The sequence below is a fragment of the Pseudomonas sp. LBUM1656 genome, assembly GCF_059716065.1.
In genome coordinates this window covers 3,276,074-3,290,560 of record NZ_CP166800.1, presented here as the reverse complement: position 1 = coordinate 3,290,560, position 14,487 = coordinate 3,276,074, and the positions used below count along the sequence as shown (strand labels likewise).

Here is a 14,487-nt window from a genome sequence, read left to right as displayed (position 1 = left end):
CTGTTTCGGTGTCAGGTTTTCGTTGAATCGTTGATTGCTTCGGCCAGGTCCTGGTACTCCTCGCAGGTGCTGCCGCAGATCGATTTGATCTGCTGCAACTGCTCTTGCGCCAGGTCCAGCCGACCTTTGATCACGTACGCCTCGCCGAGGTATTCACGCACTTGCGCATACTGCGGATCGAGTTTGACCGATTGCAGGTAATAACCGATACCTTCGTCGGTACGCCCCAGTTTACGCGTCGCGTAGCCGCGATAGTTAAGGGCTTTGGCCGTATTCGGATGCTTGAGCGTGTCGAGCAGCGCCAAGGCTTCTTCGTAACGACCGTCCTTGGCCAGGCGATAAGCGTAATCGGTGCGGTCGGCGTCCGGGACCAGGCGGCTGGTCTGCATCACGCACTTCTGCGATTTGGTGTCGAAAACCTGGCCTTTGGGGCAGTTGGGTTTGGCCGGGGCGTCATCGTCGCCATTGGCCAGCGCCAGCGAGCCGGACAACGCCAGGGCAAGCAACAGCGGGGCGCTCAGCCAGTGCAGGTTCAAGGTGAGGCGGTCGTAACGGGGCGGTGAATCCGGGTTCAGGTTGTTCATGACAATTCTCATGGGGCGTTGTCTGGAGAACACCGCAGGGTGAACAATTATTCATTTCTTTGGCCGGGAAAGTGCAAATCGAGGCGCTATGCTCGACAGCACTCGTTGTCGATCGGGAGCACTGCCATGAAAGATCAGGTCCATCATTCTGCCGCCGCGGGCTATAAAACCGCCGCCGACACTTATGTTCGCGGGCGGCCGGATTATCCGCCACAAGTGGTCGAGTGGCTGAGCGATACCTTGGGATTGAATGCGGACAAAACCGTCATAGACCTGGGCGCAGGCACCGGTAAATTCACCGGGCGACTGGTGGCGACCGGCGCCCAGGTGATTGCGGTGGAGCCGGTGGCGCAGATGCTTGAGAAACTGTCGCAGGCCTTCCCGGACGTCTTGGCGGTCAGCGGCACGGCGACGGATCTCCCGCTGCCTGATGCCTCGGTGGATGTGGTGGTCTGCGCCCAGGCTTTCCACTGGTTTGCCAGCACCGAAGCCCTGAGCGAAATCGCCCGGGTCCTCAAGCCCGGCGGCAAACTGGGGCTGGTGTGGAACCTGCGGGATACCAAGGTGAGTTGGGTGCCGAAACTGGATGCGATCGTCAACGCGCTGGAAGGCGACACGCCGCGCTATTACACGGGGGACTGGCGTCGGGCTTTTCCGCATCCGGTGTTCGGGCCGTTGCAGACGCGGCATTTCAGCCATGGGCACACGGGAGCGCCCGAGGATGTGATCTTCAATCGGGTGCGCTCGACCAGTTTTATAGCGGCGTTGCCCCAGGAGCAGCGGGAGAGGGTGGATGAACAGATGCGCGCGTTGATTGCCGGGGAGCCAGAGTTGCGCGGGAAGGATGTGGTGACGGTGCCGTATGAAACCGTGGCGTTTGTGGCGGTGAAGGGCAGTTGAATCGGCGGTGCGACGATTCGACTTGCTCGCGAAGAGGCCGCCCCAGACAATAAAGTTCTATCAGCCAGTCCCGCTTTTGGCCTAACCACTGCCTTACTGCCCACCCTGATGCCTTGTTATAGTCCGGGCCTCAATTTCTACCCCGGTAAAGGATCACTGCCATGTCTCAGTACACTGCGTTCACCGTCGAACTGGCCGATAAAATCGCCCATGTGCAGATCAACCGCCCGGAAAAGATCAATTCGATGAACGCCGCGTTCTGGAGCGAGATCATCGAGATTTTCCAGTGGATCGACGACACCGACGAAGCCCGGGTGGTGGTGCTCAGTGGCGCCGGCAAGCACTTTTCCTCCGGCATTGACCTGATGATGCTGGCCGGGGTGGCCAATGAACTGGGCAAGGACGTCGGCCGCAATGCGCGCCTGCTGCGCCGCAAGATCCTCGCCCTGCAAGCCTCCTTCAATGCCGTCGATAATTGCCGCAAGCCCGTGCTGGCAGCGATTCAGGGCTATTGCCTGGGCGGCGCCATCGACCTGATTGCCGCGTGTGACATGCGTTACGCTGCCGAAGACGCGCAATTCTCGATCAAGGAAATCGACATCGGCATGGCGGCCGACGTGGGCACTTTGCAACGCTTGCCGCGGATCATCGGTGACGGCATGCTGCGTGAACTGGCTTACACTGGTCGCACCTTCGGCGCCGAGGAAGCGCGCAGCATCGGCCTGGTCAATCGCGTTTACAGCGACAATGCCAGCCTGTTGGACGGAGTGATGGGCATTGCCCGGGAAATCGCCAGCAAGTCGCCGATTGCGGTCACCGGCACCAAAGAGATGATCAGCTACATGCGCGACCACCGCATCGACGACGGCCTCGAATACGTCGCCACCTGGAACGCCGCCATGCTGCAATCCACCGATTTGCGCGTGGCCATGGCCGCCCATATGAGCAAACAGAAACCCGAATTTCTGGATTGATTGAACATGACTTCACGCTGGACCACCGCTGTACTGGACACCGATCAACCCGGCGGCTGGGCCGTGGCCCGCAGCCCGGAAGGCTTTCTGTTCGATGACAATGGCGCGCTGTTCCCTCGCGAATGGCTCAAGCGTCAGGACCTGTCGATCCTGGCCGAACATGGCATCGGCCACCTGGATGGCGAACCGGTCTACCTGCTGGAATTGCGCAGTCACAGCGATGTGCCGGGTTGCAACTGGAAAGGCCTGCGGGCGTTCATGCTCGACGGTGATCACACGGTGTACAAGGTGCTCGGTTATGCCGCGCAGATCGGCACCTGGTACCGCGAGCATCGCTTTTGTGGCAACTGCGGCCAGGCGGCGACGCAAGTTCCCCGTGAACGGGCGATGTACTGCGAACCGTGTGATTTGCGTTACTACCCGCGCATCTCGCCGAGCATGATTGTGCTGGTCACTCGTGGCGACGAGGTGCTGTTGGCCCGTTCGCCACGCTTCGTCACCGGGGTCTACAGCACGTTGGCCGGGTTTGCCGAGCCGGGTGAGTCAGCCGAGGACTGCCTGATTCGCGAGGTGCGCGAGGAGGTGCAGATCGAGGTCAAGAATATCCAGTACCTGGGCAGCCAGTGCTGGCCGTTCCCGCATTCGATGATGCTCGGCTTTCACGCCGAGTACGCCGGTGGCGAGATTGTCTGCCAGGAAGACGAGATCGAAGACGCCCAGTGGTTCAACGTTCACGCGTTGCCGCCCTTGCCGGCGTCACGCTCGATTGCCCGTTACCTCATCGACGTCTATGTGGCGCGGCGCTTAGGCCACGCTGAACCAGTGCTGCCAGGCTAACCGCACGGTCAAGCCGAGCACCACGGTGATGAACACCGGACGAATGAACTTCGCACCGCCGCTGATGGCGGTGCGAGCCCCGAAAAACGCGCCGACCATCACCGACAGGCCCATGCTCAGGCCGATGATCCAGTCCACTTGCCCGGAAAACACAAACACCGACAGCGCCGCGATGTTGCTGACGAAGTTCATGCTGCGCGCCACGCCGCTGGCCTTCACCAGGTCAATGGGGTACATCAGCATACTGCTGACGGTCCAGAACGCGCCGGTGCCCGGGCCGGCCACGCCGTCGTAGAAACCGAGGCTGAAGCCTTGGGTCGATTGCCACTTTTTCTTGATCGGCGCGTCGCTGTCCAGCGGCGCTTTCGGCGTTCCGCCAAATAGCAGATAGAGACCGCAGCCAAAAACGATCACCGGCAGCATCTTGTTCAGCCATTCGGCCGGCAGGTAATGAGCGACGACAGCGCCGGTCAGCGCACCGACCAGTGTGCCGACGATGGCGTGGACCCACTGCCTGGGATGGAACAGCTTGCGGCGGTAGAAGGTGAAACTGGCGGTGGCGGAACCGAAGGTCGAACTCAGTTTGTTGGTGCCCAGCACCAGGTGCGGCGGCAGGCCGGCGGTCAACAGCGCCGGGGTGGTCAGCAGACCACCGCCGCCGGCAATGGCGTCAATGAAACCGGCGATGAAGGCAACGACGGCCAGAATGGCCAGGGTGGTGAGGTCAACGCTGAGTTCGAAAGGCATGGAAATCGGCTTATTCGGCGGGGTGCAGCTTTGGGCTGCGGGGAAGGGCCGATATCTTACCTATATCCAGTCTTTGCGGCGACCCGTCCGGCCCCTTCGCGAGCAAGTCGAATCGTCGCACCGCCGCTCCCACAGGGGATTTGTGAGCGCCACAGATCCATTGTGGGAGCGGCGGTGCGACGATTCGACTTGCTCGCGAAGGCGTCATCCCTGACGACACATCACTTGCCCTGCGGCCCATTCCCGATCTGCCACACAAACGGCGGCTCGGTCCCGTTGATCGTCCAGTCCCCGACAATTCGCGCCTTGTAGATCAGCGGATTGTGCGATGACACCGTCCGCGCATTGCGCCAATGCCGGTCCAGCGATTTCCCCTCGCGAACATCCGAAGCGCCCAGCGCATTGAACAACTGCGTGGTCGCGCGCAGGATCAGTTCTGAAACCACGACCTGCGCCTTGGCCGATTCGATCTCCGCCGCGACATTCTCAGCCCGTTCCAGCCGCTCATCACCCGAGAACCGAGCCAGATACGCCCGTTGCGCCGGTTCTGCGGCCTTCAACGCACTCGCCTCGGCGGCATACACCCACGCAGCAATATCACCGACCACTTGCTGAACCTGCGCATCCTGGCTGACGTGCTGAGCATTGCCGTGGCTGTAAATGCGTTTGCGTTCGCGGACCTGATAAGCCACGTCACGCAATGCTGCCCGGCCGATCCCGGCAAGGGTGGCCAGCAACACCAGCTGATAGAACGCGGTCTGGTATTTGAACCGGGTGGCGAAGTCGATGATGTTTTCGGCGTCGACTTCAGCGTCGATAAACCGCGAGGTGCCACTGCCGGTGGTGCGTTGGCCGAAACCGTCCCAGTCATCGCTTTGCACGATCCCCGGCTGACGGGTGCGGACCGCGGCAATCACATCGCCACCGGTGTCGCTGCGCTGGGCATACACGTCGATCCAGTCGGAGAACAGGCTGCCGGTGCTGTAGAACTTCTCGCCGTTGAGCCGCCACTGATCGCCGTGTGGCGAAACTTTGGTGATGACGTCGCCGATGGCCACACTGCCAATCTCGGTCCAGGCATTGCCGACGATGTCACCCTCGACGAAGCGCTTGAACCACAGATCCCGGCCTGGTCCCGGCGGCGAGTTCAAGCGGTCCTCGACAAAGGCGAAATGCCCGCGCAGGGCTTGGGGCACATTGGAATCGGCTTCGGCCAGTTCGATCAGCAACTCGAACAATTGCGGCAGGGACGCGCCGCCACCGCCATATTCCACCGGCACCCGAACGGCGCCGAAACCGGCGTCCTTGAGCCATTGAATCGGCTCGAAGGGCAGGCTGCGGGTTTGCTCGCGCTCGACGGCACCGGCGGCGATGCGCTGGAAGATCGCGCGGAATCCAGAGGCCAGCACCTCATAGTCAGTGCCAATGGACAGAGGATTGATTACCTGGTGTTCGGTCATGGGATGGCTCCTTGGAACGGCAGTGGATGCCAAGGGGGATTGCACGGTCCATGCCGAAATTCAAAGCACTGGCATTGCTGGCTTGCCCGGTTTTTCCCCAACTGCAACTGTTGCTGCGCCAACAGTGCATCCACAAATTGCCCCAGACATACCGAGATCCCTGTGGGAGCGGGCTTGCTCGCGAATTCGGTGTGTCATTCAACATCTTCTTTAACTGACATACCGCTTTCGCGAGCAAGCCCGCTCCCACAGGGATTTCACCTGGCTTGAAGCGGTCGTGTCGCGGGTCGCGATTCCGCACTGGCACGGTTGCTGCTCTGCCCCAAGGACTTCCCAACGTCCAGAGGACATGCCAATGAGTCAGCAAGCCGTCAAATTTGCCTACTGGGTGCCGAACGTCAGCGGCGGGCTGGTGGTCAGCAAGATCGAGCAACGCACCCACTGGGGCATCGACTACAACCGCAAGCTGGCGCAACTGGCCGAAGATGCCGGGTTCGACTATGCCCTGACCCAGATTCGTTTTACCGCCGGTTACGGTGCCGAGTTCCAGCACGAGTCGGTCGCCTTCAGCCATGCGTTGCTGGCAGCCACGACCAAACTGAAAGTGATCGCGGCGATCCTGCCTGGCCCTTGGCAACCGGCATTGGCGGCCAAGCAACTGGCGACCATCGATCAGCTGACTAACGGCCGGGTGGCAGTGAATATCGTCAGTGGCTGGTTCAAGGGCGAATTCCAGGCGATTGGCGAACACTGGCTGGAACACGACGAGCGTTATCGCCGTTCAGAGGAGTTCATCCGTTCACTCAAAGGCATCTGGTCCCAGGACAACTTCACCTTTCGCGGTGACTTCTACCGCTTCGACAACTACAGCCTGAAACCCAAACCGCTGGGTCAGCCGGAAATCTTCCAGGGCGGCAGTTCCCGCGCCGCCCGGGACATGGCGGCGCGGGTGTCGGACTGGTACTTCACCAACGGCAACACGCCTGAGGGCATCAAGGCCCAGGTCGACGACATTCGCATCAAGGCGGCGGCCAATAATCATTCGGTAAAAATCGGCGTGAATGCGTTTGTCATCGCACGGGACACGGAAGAAGAAGCGCGGGCGGTACTGGCGCAGATCATCGATCAGGCCGACCCGGAAGCGGTAAATGCCTTTGGTGATGCGGCGAAGCAAGCGGGCAGGGCGTCACCAGAAGGCGAGGGCAACTGGGCGAAATCGACGTTTGAGGATCTGGTGCAGTACAACGATGGCTTCAAGACCAACCTGATCGGCACGCCGCAACAGATTGCCGAGCGCATCGTGGCGTTGAAAGCGGTGGGCGTTGACTTGGTGCTGGCGGGGTTCCTGCACTTCCAGGAAGAAGTGGAGTATTTCGGCAAGCGCGTGTTGCCGTTGGTGCGGGAGCTGGAGGCAAAAGCAGCTATCAAGCAGCAGACGGCTGTCGTCTGAACACCACAAACCCCCTGTAGGAGCCGGCTTGCTGGCGAAACGGTTTGTCAGTAAACAATAATGTCGACTGGATGACCGCTATCGCCAGCAAGCCGGCTCCTACAGAGGAATATGTGTTTACAGGCCTAGATCGGACAGGCTCGGATGATCATCCGGGCGACGCCCCAGCGGCCAGTGGAACTTGCGGTCGCTTGCCTTGATCGGCATGTCGTTGATGCAGGCAAACCGGTTGGCCATCAAACCGTTCTCGTCGAACTCCCAGTTTTCGTTGCCGTAGGAGCGGAACCAGTTGCCCGAGTCGTCGTGCCATTCATAGGCGTAACGCACGGCGATGCGGTTGTCGGTAAAGGCCCAGAGTTCCTTGATCAGGCGGTAATCCAGTTCCTTGGCCCATTTACGGGTCAGGAAACCTTTGGCTTCTTCACGGTTGTAAGCGAACTCGGCGCGGTTACGCCATTTGGTGTCCAGGGTGTAGGCCAGCGACACGCGTTCCGGATCGCGGGAGTTCCAGCCGTCTTCGGCCAGGCGAACTTTTTCGATGGCCGATTCACGGGTAAACGGCGGCAATGGCGGACGAACTTCAGCGTTAGACATGTAAAGTCTCCCTTTCAAATTAAAGTTCAAGCAAGGTGTCGGGCTTGGTGTAAGTGTTACAGGTCCAATAACTTTCGCGCCATGCATTGCGCATTATCGGCGGCACTGTGATCACCCATCACAAGCGCTACGGTAATGGCACCGTCGATCAGGATCAGCAGCTGTCTGGCCAGCGTCTCCGGGTCGGTAGCGCCATGTTCGGTACAGAGCTCGCGCACGTAGTCGAGCAACTTCTGTTTATGGTCTTTGGCGACCAGGCGAACCGGGTCTTGCGGGTCGCCGGTTTCGCCGCTGGTGTTAATGAATGCGCAGCCGCGGAAGCCTTCGGAGGCGAACCAGGCCTTGAGCACGGTAAACAGGTTGAGCAGGCGGTCGCCCGGGGTTTCAGCCTGGTCGACTTCACTTCTGTACCAGTGCATCCAGCGCACGTCGCGGCGTTGCAGGGCGGCGACGGTCAGCTCCTCCTTGTTGGCGAAGTAGCGGTAGATACTCTTTCTGGAGACGCCGGCGGTTTTCACCAGAAGATCCATGCCGGTGGCCGCGATGCCACTTTTGTAGATCAACTTTTCGGTGACATCCAGAATGATGTCGCGTGTGTCGTTGCTAGTGATTTCGTTCATGTGGCGAACAGTAGAACGATCGTTCTCCTTGGTCAAGCGGATATTTGTGGCGCCTGATAAATTGCTATCGCTAGCAGGCTAGCTCCCACATTTGAAATGCATTCCCCTGTGGGAGCTAGCCTGCTAGCGATGGGGGCAGTACAGACGCCAGCAAGACCCAAGCTGATCCATGGTGTAAGCTCTCGGGCTATTCGGAATTGACCCTTTGCGAGCCCTATGCCGTCGCTTTTCAAACGCTCTCTGCTGCCTAAACTGCGCAGTTTTCCGCTGACCGCCGATGCCGTCACCATTCTTTCCGGCGCTGCCGAATTCCGTCGTTGCCTGCTGGAAAAAATCGCCAGCGCCACCCAGCGCATCTATATCGTCGCGCTGTACCTGCAACAGGACGAGGCCGGTCAGGAAATCCTTGATGCCTTGCACGCCGCCAAACTGGCGCGTCCGGAGCTGGACGTGGTTGTGGTGGTGGACTGGCTGCGCGCCCAGCGCGGCTTGATCGGTGCCGGCAAGCAGCCGGGCAACTCGGCCTGGTATCAGGAAGCGACGCGCACCCACGCCAGCGAAGTGCCGATATACGGCGTGCCAGTGCAGACCCGCGAGTTGTTCGGCGTGCTGCACTTGAAAGGCTTCGTGATCGATGACTGCGTGATCTACAGCGGCGCGAGCCTCAACAACGTTTACCTGCACAAATTCGACAAGTACCGCTACGACCGTTATCACCTGCTGCAGAACCACGCGCTGGCCGATTCCATGCAGCACCTGATCCAGCATGGCCTGGTCGCCTCCAAAGCGGTGCATCGTCTCGACCTGCCGAATCTGCCGACCACCCGCAGCCTGCGCAACGACATCGGCGATTTGCGCAGCCGCCTCAAGCACGCGACCTACGACACCACGGCCGGCAGCACGGTGAAGGGCGGTTTGTCGGTGAGCCCGTTGCTTGGCGTGGGCAAGAACAACCCGTTGAGCCGGGTGATCTGCGAATTGATCGCCAGCGCCCAGCATCAGCTGACCATTTGCACACCGTACTTCAATCTGCCGCTGGCGGTGACCCGGGAAATCAACCGCGCCCTGGGCCGTGGTGTGAAGATCGACATCGTGGTCGGCGACAAGACCGCCAACGACTTTTTCATCCCTCCGAGCGAGCCGTTCAAGGTGATCGCAGCGCTGCCGTACCTCTACGAGATCAGCCTGCGGCGCTTTGCCAAGCGCCATCAGCACAGCATCGACAGCGGCAAGCTGAACCTGCATTTGTGGAAGGACGGCGACAACACCTATCACCTCAAAGGCATGTGGATCGACAAGCGCTATACCTTGTTGACCGGCAATAACCTCAATCCACGAGCGTTCCGTCTCGACCTGGAAAACGCGTTGCTGATCGACGACCCGAAAGGCGAACTGCTGGAGCCGCGCAGTAAAGAACTGGGCGAGATTTTCCAGAACACCACGCGCATCCAGCGCTATCAGGACTTGGAAACGCTGCTGGAATACCCGGCGGAGGTGGCCAAGTTCCTCAAGCGTGTCAGTCGGGTACGCATCGAGCGTTTGCTCTATCGGATTCTGTAAGGCTCAGTGCTGCCGGGGCTGTGGCCACAGCGCCACCAGCAGCAACAGCGCAGCCGCCGCCAGGTAGGGCAGGCGCGGTTCGATGTCGTAGATCAACGTCGCCGCCAACGGACCGATGACCACGCCAAAACCCTGTGCGGCACCAATGGAGCCGGCGGTGGCGCCTTGTTCTGAGGCGTCGACCGCGTTGGCCGCCAGTGCGGCGAATGACGGAAAGATCAGGCCCATCCCGCCCGCTGACACGAAAAAGCACAGCCACAAACTCCACGCGGTATCGGCCAGGATGCTACCGGCAAAGCCCACGGCCGCCACCAGTGCGCCCGCGCGAATCAGCCGCAGCGGCGGCCATTCGAGCCGCCGCACCACCAGTTGCGAACCGATCAACGCGAACCCGACCATGGTCAAGGCGATGCCAGCGGTTTGCGCGGCGTCGGCCGGGCTCATGCCGAGTCGGTCGAGGGCGAAGAAGCCGACCGTGATCTGGGCAATCGACACACAGAGCATTGCCACAAACGCGACGGCCATTGGCCGACGCAATCGCGGATCGTTCAGATGAACCTTGCGCGGCGCTTGCCGCAGGTGCAGTTCTTGACCCTTGAGCTTGTAGCGCAGCACCACAAACGCCAGCAGCGGCAAGATCGCCATGGCATAGAACGGCAGGCTCAGGCTGAAGCGCGACAACAACGCCGCAATCGCCGGGCCGATCACCAGGCCACAGGCGTTGGCCGCGCCCAGGGCCGCCATGGCTTTGGCGCGGTGTTGCGGCTCGATGTTATCGGCAATCAGCGCGTTGCCACCCACCGGAATCGCGGCATAGAACACGCCGATCAGGCCGCGTCCGATCATCAACCCGATGAAGCCCAGCATTGCGGATGGCAGAAACCGCAACGAGGCGTCGATGAACAGGCACAAGGCCCAATAGGCGAGGGTGAAACCGGCCGTGGCAATCAGCAGAATCCGTCGCCGGCCATAGCAATCACTGGCCTGGCCCCAGGGGCGGGCGAGCAACATCCAGATCACCCCGGACACCGTCACCGCGGCCCCGGCCTGCCAAGTGGCCAGGCCCAACACCCGGGCGATCGGCCCGATCAGGGAAACGAACGCCATCATCGACATGGAGCAGGCCATGTTGGCGACCATGAGTGGGCGCAGGTCGAAGGCAGGGGTGGTCATGGGTGAGTCTTCCGTGAGCTTTTGTTATTGGCGGGGGATGTTAGCGCGGGTTATGTCAGCAAGGTGGAAAATAGGTGACTGTGATAATGCCATCGCGGGCAAGTCGAATCGTCGCACCGCCGCTCCCACAGGGATTTGTGTTGATCACAAAATCCTTGTGGGAGCGGCGGTGCGACGATTCGACTTGCCCGCGATGGGGACCGCCTAGACGCTAGAAAAAATCAGTTCAAACCCAATTTCCCACGCAACGTCGACAAATCTTCAGCCAACGTATTCACCGGCCCAACCAACGCCTTGCGGTCGTTCTCTTTCACCTTGTCATACGTTTCAAAACCACCGTCTTTGGTTTTGTACTTGGCCAGAATCTTGTTCACGCTGGCGAAGTTCTTGTCGACCTTGGCAATAAACGCCGCGTCCTGCTTTTCAATCTGCGGACGGAACAAATCGACAATTTTCTTCGCGCCGTCAATGTTGCCCTGGAAGTCATACAGGTCGGTGTGGCTGTAGCGATCTTCTTCGCCGGAGATCTTGGTCGCTGCGACTTCTTCCAGCAGCGCAGCAGCGCCGCCTACTACTTTCTCAGGCGGGAAGGTCAGGCCGGCCACGCGGGTTTGCAGGTCTTTGACGTCTTTGTTCAAGCCATCGGCCAGTTCATCGAGGCCCTGGGTGCTGTTTTCCGAGAACAGCGAATACTCGATGCGGTGGAAACCGGTGAAGTCTTCGGCCTTCACACCTTTTTCGTGGTCATCCACTCGTGAGTCGATGGAAGCGTCGAGGTCACTGAACAGCTCGGCAATCGGCTCGATCGACTCGTAGTAAACCCGGGTCGGCGCGTAGAGCTTCTTGGCGGTGGCCAGATCACCTTTTTTCACCGCATCGGTGAACTGCTGGGTGTGGCTGGCCAGCTCATCCAGTTGCTCGGTGACGTAGATTTTGTAATCCGAAATCGGCTGCACCAGCTCCAACGGCGCCGTCGCCGCGAAAGCCGAAAGCGGGGTATTGAGCAAGCCAAGGGTCAGCAATAACGCGAGTGGCGACTTTTTCATGGGACGGTTCCGTTGGGGGTTGATCAGGTGTTTGTTTTTGGAGAGGTAGCGTCAAGCAGCGAGCGACCGATGAAGTCCTTGTCGCCCGTCACACCCGGCAGGGTGAAGAAGTAACCGCCGCCGACCGGCTTGAGGTATTCCTCCAACGGCTCGCCGTTGAGTCGGGTCTGTACGGTGATAAAGCCTTTTTCCAGATCAGCCTGGTAGCAGATGAACAGCAGGCCCATGTCCAGTTGGCCGTTCTTGTTCACGCCGTTGGAGTAGTTGAACGGCCGGCGCAGGATCAGGTTGGCCTGGGTCGCGGCGGTGCGCGGGTTGGCCAGGCGGATATGCGCGTCGAGTTTGGTCAGCTTGCCTTCCGGGTCCTTGGCGTAATCCGGGACCTGGGTTTCATGCGCTCCGCCCATGGGCGCGCCGGTGCTTTTGACGCGGCCGAGAATACTTTCCTGTTCCTGCAAGGGCGTACGGTCCCAGCGCTCGACGAAGTTGCGGATGATCCGCACCGCCTGGTAGCTGCCATTGGCCGCCCACGTCGGTTCGTCGCTGCCCGGCTGCACCCAGACGAGGCTGTCCATGGCCTTGGCGTCGTTGGAATCCGGGTTCGCCGAGCCGTCGCGAAAACCCAGGAAGTTGCGTGCGCTCTGCGCCGGCACACCGGGTTTCGCCGGGGCCTGTGGCGGTACGCTGCCTTCCTGTTTCCAGCGCACCAGCAGCAGGTCCGGCAGGTTTTTCACGATGTCGCGAAGGGCATGGATGTTGGTGTCGGTGGTGTTGGCGCAGAACTGCAAACTCAGGTCGCCGTGGCAGCAATCGGCTTCCAGCGCATCGTTGGGGAAACCGACCATGCGCATCAGCCGTTTCGGTTTGGCAGCGGCCAGGCCGTAGCGCTCGTCGAACAGCGACTCGCCCACCGACACGGTGATGGTCAGGTTGTCCGGCGTGACCACCGGGCCGAGAATTCCCGAATCCACTGGCGGCAGTTTTGGATCGACTTGAGCCACCGGACCGCCCTGCATCAGGAACGCGATGCGCTCGTTGAGGGTGTGAAACAGACGCTCCAGGTCCTCGCGATCACTGGCCAACACATCAAACGACACCAGCATGCCGGAAGCCGGGCGCGGGGTGACGATGCCGGTCTGGTGCTGGCCGTGGAACGCGTGGCGGTCTTCGGTCTTGTCGCTGCTAGGCGCTTCGGTGACTTGCGCGGGGCTCGCGGCCATCGCGGGGCAGCTCAACGCCGTGCCAGCCAATGCTACGCCTGCGGCGCCCATGCCCATCAATACGCGGCGACGCTGAAGGTTGAAGTGTTCTGAATCGTTCATCGGTTTGGGTCTTCTGCTTAAAGGCCGGAAAGGCCAAGGGCGGGATCGATTCCATCGAGTGCATCGGCCAGCGCCTTGGCCTTGTCGGCGATCTGCTTACGCTGTTCGGCGCTCACCGTGTCGTAGCTCGCGTAGCCGTCCTTGACCTTGAAGCCATTGAGTTCGGCGTCGAGGGCGGTGACAGCGCTGTCGATGCTCGGCAACAGCTCAGCGGCGGATTTGCTCAGCAACGGGCGCAACAGGTCGACGACTTTGCGCGCAGCAATGAGGTTGGCCGCGAAACCGTTCAGGTCGGTGTGGCTGTAGCGTTCTTCTTCTCCGCTGCTGGCGCGCACATCGGCGAGGCTGTGGAGATTGCGCGCGACAATGCTCACCAGTTGCTCCGGTGGCAGCGACTGGGCGAGCAGTTGCTGCTTGAGCGTGGTGACATCGCTGCTCAGGCGCTGGGCCATCGGCGCCAGACCGTCGAGGTTGCGTTGCTGGAACAGCGCGTATTCGATCCGGTGGAACCCGCTGAAAGCGGGGTCCTGCTCGCGTTTCTCGAAGTAATCGGCGCGGGCGTTGATGGCGTTGTCCAGTTCGGCCAGACGCTGGGCGGCCGGGGCGATCCGTTGATAGGCCGCACGAGCGGGCACATACAGCGCTTGTGCCTGGCTCAAGTCACCGGCCGCGATCGCTTGCTCAAGCGCATTGACCGCTTTGATCAGCGCGCTGCCCTGGCTGCTCAGGTACACCCGGAACTCCGACAATGGCCCCACGAACGCGACCATTGACGGTTTGGCCTTGGCCGCCGCTTCGGAAGCGGCCGTCGGGGTCACGTGCAAGGTGCCGCGCGGGTTGCTCAGCAGGCCGCAGGTGATCGCGTAGTCGCCGGGCACCAGGTTGGCATTGATCACCTGACTCAGGCCCGGTGCGATGTTTTCCCGTTCTTCGACCACCAGCACGCCGTCGAGAATTTCCCACTCCACCGCCCGGTCCGAGCGATTGACGATGCGGAAACTGGCGCGGCCGGCCGGAACGGTCAGCGCATTGGGCTCGCAGCTGTGCGAGAGAATGGTCACTACGACTTCGTCATGGTTCGTCTGGCGCTTGGCCGCCGCTATTTTCGAGGCGTAGTAGAACAGGCCACCGGCAGCGATCATCACGATCACCGAACCGGCCACCGCCCAGCGCAAGGCGCGAGGAGGCGAAGCCTGGGGAGGGGCTTGATTTGGCATGGG

Annotated in this window: 14 protein-coding genes; 5 read left to right on the top strand and 9 right to left on the bottom strand. The window is 60.9% G+C overall.

Annotated features, from left to right (window positions below):
* Positions 1 to 11: 11 nt before the first annotated feature.
* Positions 12 to 584 carry a tetratricopeptide repeat protein gene (locus ACA072_RS14935; protein ID WP_497618560.1) on the bottom strand — a complete coding sequence of 191 codons (573 nt, stop codon included), beginning with the start codon at positions 582 to 584 and terminating at the stop codon, positions 12 to 14.
* A 126-nt stretch (positions 585 to 710) separates the two neighbouring features.
* On the opposite strand from ACA072_RS14935, the gene ACA072_RS14930 reads away from it, so the two are divergent.
* The 3 genes from ACA072_RS14930 (at position 711) to nudC (ending at position 3,295) form a co-directional block, all read left to right on the top strand.
* Positions 711 to 1,484, top strand: coding sequence for a class I SAM-dependent methyltransferase (locus tag ACA072_RS14930; RefSeq protein ID WP_497618558.1), 774 nt, complete (start codon positions 711 to 713; stop codon positions 1,482 to 1,484).
* 161 nt (positions 1,485 to 1,645) lie between these two features.
* Positions 1,646 to 2,458 carry a crotonase/enoyl-CoA hydratase family protein gene (locus tag ACA072_RS14925; protein WP_461959001.1) on the top strand — a complete coding sequence of 271 codons (813 nt, stop codon included), beginning with the start codon at positions 1,646 to 1,648 and terminating at the stop codon, positions 2,456 to 2,458.
* Positions 2,459 to 2,464: 6 nt separating this feature from the next.
* Positions 2,465 to 3,295, top strand: coding sequence for an NAD(+) diphosphatase (gene nudC, locus ACA072_RS14920; protein WP_497311622.1), 831 nt, complete (start codon positions 2,465 to 2,467; stop codon positions 3,293 to 3,295).
* On the opposite strand, the gene ACA072_RS14915 is transcribed toward nudC, so the two are convergent.
* Together ACA072_RS14915 and ACA072_RS14910 are read right to left on the bottom strand one after the other, a co-directional pair.
* Positions 3,263 to 4,042, bottom strand: coding sequence for a TSUP family transporter (locus ACA072_RS14915; protein ID WP_497618555.1), 780 nt, complete (start codon positions 4,040 to 4,042; stop codon positions 3,263 to 3,265). The two genes, nudC and ACA072_RS14915, sit on opposite strands and share 33 nt — an antisense overlap.
* Before the next feature lie 221 nt (positions 4,043 to 4,263).
* Positions 4,264 to 5,502 (bottom strand): acyl-CoA dehydrogenase family protein, encoded by a 1,239-nt coding sequence (locus ACA072_RS14910; RefSeq protein ID WP_497618553.1) that lies wholly within the window; start codon positions 5,500 to 5,502, stop codon positions 4,264 to 4,266.
* A 355-nt stretch (positions 5,503 to 5,857) separates the two neighbouring features.
* Here ACA072_RS14910 and sfnG point away from each other — a divergent pair, with 355 nt between their 5' ends.
* Positions 5,858 to 6,952 (top strand): dimethylsulfone monooxygenase SfnG, encoded by a 1,095-nt coding sequence (gene sfnG / locus ACA072_RS14905; protein ID WP_497618551.1) that lies wholly within the window; start codon positions 5,858 to 5,860, stop codon positions 6,950 to 6,952.
* 117 nt (positions 6,953 to 7,069) lie between these two features.
* On the opposite strand, the gene ACA072_RS14900 is transcribed toward sfnG, so the two are convergent.
* Both ACA072_RS14900 and ACA072_RS14895 read right to left on the bottom strand, forming a co-directional pair.
* The gene (locus ACA072_RS14900; protein WP_497618550.1) at positions 7,070 to 7,546 is read right to left on the bottom strand and encodes a nuclear transport factor 2 family protein; all 477 of its coding nucleotides are present in this window, start codon (positions 7,544 to 7,546) and stop codon (positions 7,070 to 7,072) included.
* A gap of 56 nt (positions 7,547 to 7,602) precedes the next feature.
* Positions 7,603 to 8,166, bottom strand: a complete 564-nt coding sequence (locus ACA072_RS14895; protein WP_497618548.1) for a TetR/AcrR family transcriptional regulator — start codon at positions 8,164 to 8,166, stop codon at positions 7,603 to 7,605.
* Positions 8,167 to 8,382: 216 nt separating this feature from the next.
* On the opposite strand from ACA072_RS14895, the gene pssA reads away from it, so the two are divergent.
* The gene (gene pssA / locus ACA072_RS14890) at positions 8,383 to 9,726 is read left to right on the top strand and encodes a CDP-diacylglycerol--serine O-phosphatidyltransferase (RefSeq protein ID WP_497618546.1); all 1,344 of its coding nucleotides are present in this window, start codon (positions 8,383 to 8,385) and stop codon (positions 9,724 to 9,726) included.
* Positions 9,727 to 9,729: 3 nt separating this feature from the next.
* Here pssA and ACA072_RS14885 read toward each other — a convergent pair whose 3' ends face one another.
* The 4 genes from ACA072_RS14885 to efeO (ACA072_RS14870) all read right to left on the bottom strand — a co-directional run bounded on the left by ACA072_RS14885 (position 9,730) and on the right by efeO (ACA072_RS14870) (position 14,484).
* Positions 9,730 to 10,899, bottom strand: coding sequence for an MFS transporter (locus ACA072_RS14885; RefSeq protein WP_497618544.1), 1,170 nt, complete (start codon positions 10,897 to 10,899; stop codon positions 9,730 to 9,732).
* Positions 10,900 to 11,120: 221 nt separating this feature from the next.
* Positions 11,121 to 11,945, bottom strand: a complete 825-nt coding sequence (efeO, locus tag ACA072_RS14880; protein WP_497618542.1) for an iron uptake system protein EfeO — start codon at positions 11,943 to 11,945, stop codon at positions 11,121 to 11,123.
* 23 nt (positions 11,946 to 11,968) lie between these two features.
* The gene (gene efeB / locus ACA072_RS14875) at positions 11,969 to 13,267 is read right to left on the bottom strand and encodes an iron uptake transporter deferrochelatase/peroxidase subunit (RefSeq protein ID WP_497618539.1); all 1,299 of its coding nucleotides are present in this window, start codon (positions 13,265 to 13,267) and stop codon (positions 11,969 to 11,971) included.
* A 17-nt stretch (positions 13,268 to 13,284) separates the two neighbouring features.
* A complete protein-coding gene (efeO, locus tag ACA072_RS14870; RefSeq protein WP_497618537.1) occupies positions 13,285 to 14,484 on the bottom strand; it encodes an iron uptake system protein EfeO in 1,200 nt (399 codons plus the stop codon).
* Positions 14,485 to 14,487: the final 3 nt, after the last annotated feature.

Excerpts from the sequence above, each read along its gene's own strand:
- ACA072_RS14935 (WP_497618560.1), bottom strand. The coding sequence starts at position 584 with ATGAACAACCTGAACCCGGATTCACCGCCCCGTTACGACCGCCTCACC.
- ACA072_RS14930 (WP_497618558.1), top strand. The coding sequence starts at position 711 with ATGAAAGATCAGGTCCATCATTCTGCCGCCGCGGGCTATAAAACCGCC.
- ACA072_RS14925 (WP_461959001.1), top strand. The coding sequence starts at position 1,646 with ATGTCTCAGTACACTGCGTTCACCGTCGAACTGGCCGATAAAATCGCC.
- nudC (WP_497311622.1), top strand. The coding sequence starts at position 2,465 with ATGACTTCACGCTGGACCACCGCTGTACTGGACACCGATCAACCCGGC.
- ACA072_RS14915 (WP_497618555.1), bottom strand. The coding sequence starts at position 4,042 with ATGCCTTTCGAACTCAGCGTTGACCTCACCACCCTGGCCATTCTGGCC.
- ACA072_RS14910 (WP_497618553.1), bottom strand. The coding sequence starts at position 5,502 with ATGACCGAACACCAGGTAATCAATCCTCTGTCCATTGGCACTGACTAT.
- sfnG (WP_497618551.1), top strand. The coding sequence starts at position 5,858 with ATGAGTCAGCAAGCCGTCAAATTTGCCTACTGGGTGCCGAACGTCAGC.
- ACA072_RS14900 (WP_497618550.1), bottom strand. The coding sequence starts at position 7,546 with ATGTCTAACGCTGAAGTTCGTCCGCCATTGCCGCCGTTTACCCGTGAA.
- ACA072_RS14895 (WP_497618548.1), bottom strand. The coding sequence starts at position 8,166 with ATGAACGAAATCACTAGCAACGACACACGCGACATCATTCTGGATGTC.
- pssA (WP_497618546.1), top strand. The coding sequence starts at position 8,383 with ATGCCGTCGCTTTTCAAACGCTCTCTGCTGCCTAAACTGCGCAGTTTT.
- ACA072_RS14885 (WP_497618544.1), bottom strand. The coding sequence starts at position 10,899 with ATGACCACCCCTGCCTTCGACCTGCGCCCACTCATGGTCGCCAACATG.
- efeO (WP_497618542.1), bottom strand. The coding sequence starts at position 11,945 with ATGAAAAAGTCGCCACTCGCGTTATTGCTGACCCTTGGCTTGCTCAAT.
- efeB (WP_497618539.1), bottom strand. The coding sequence starts at position 13,267 with ATGAACGATTCAGAACACTTCAACCTTCAGCGTCGCCGCGTATTGATG.
- efeO (WP_497618537.1), bottom strand. The coding sequence starts at position 14,484 with ATGCCAAATCAAGCCCCTCCCCAGGCTTCGCCTCCTCGCGCCTTGCGC.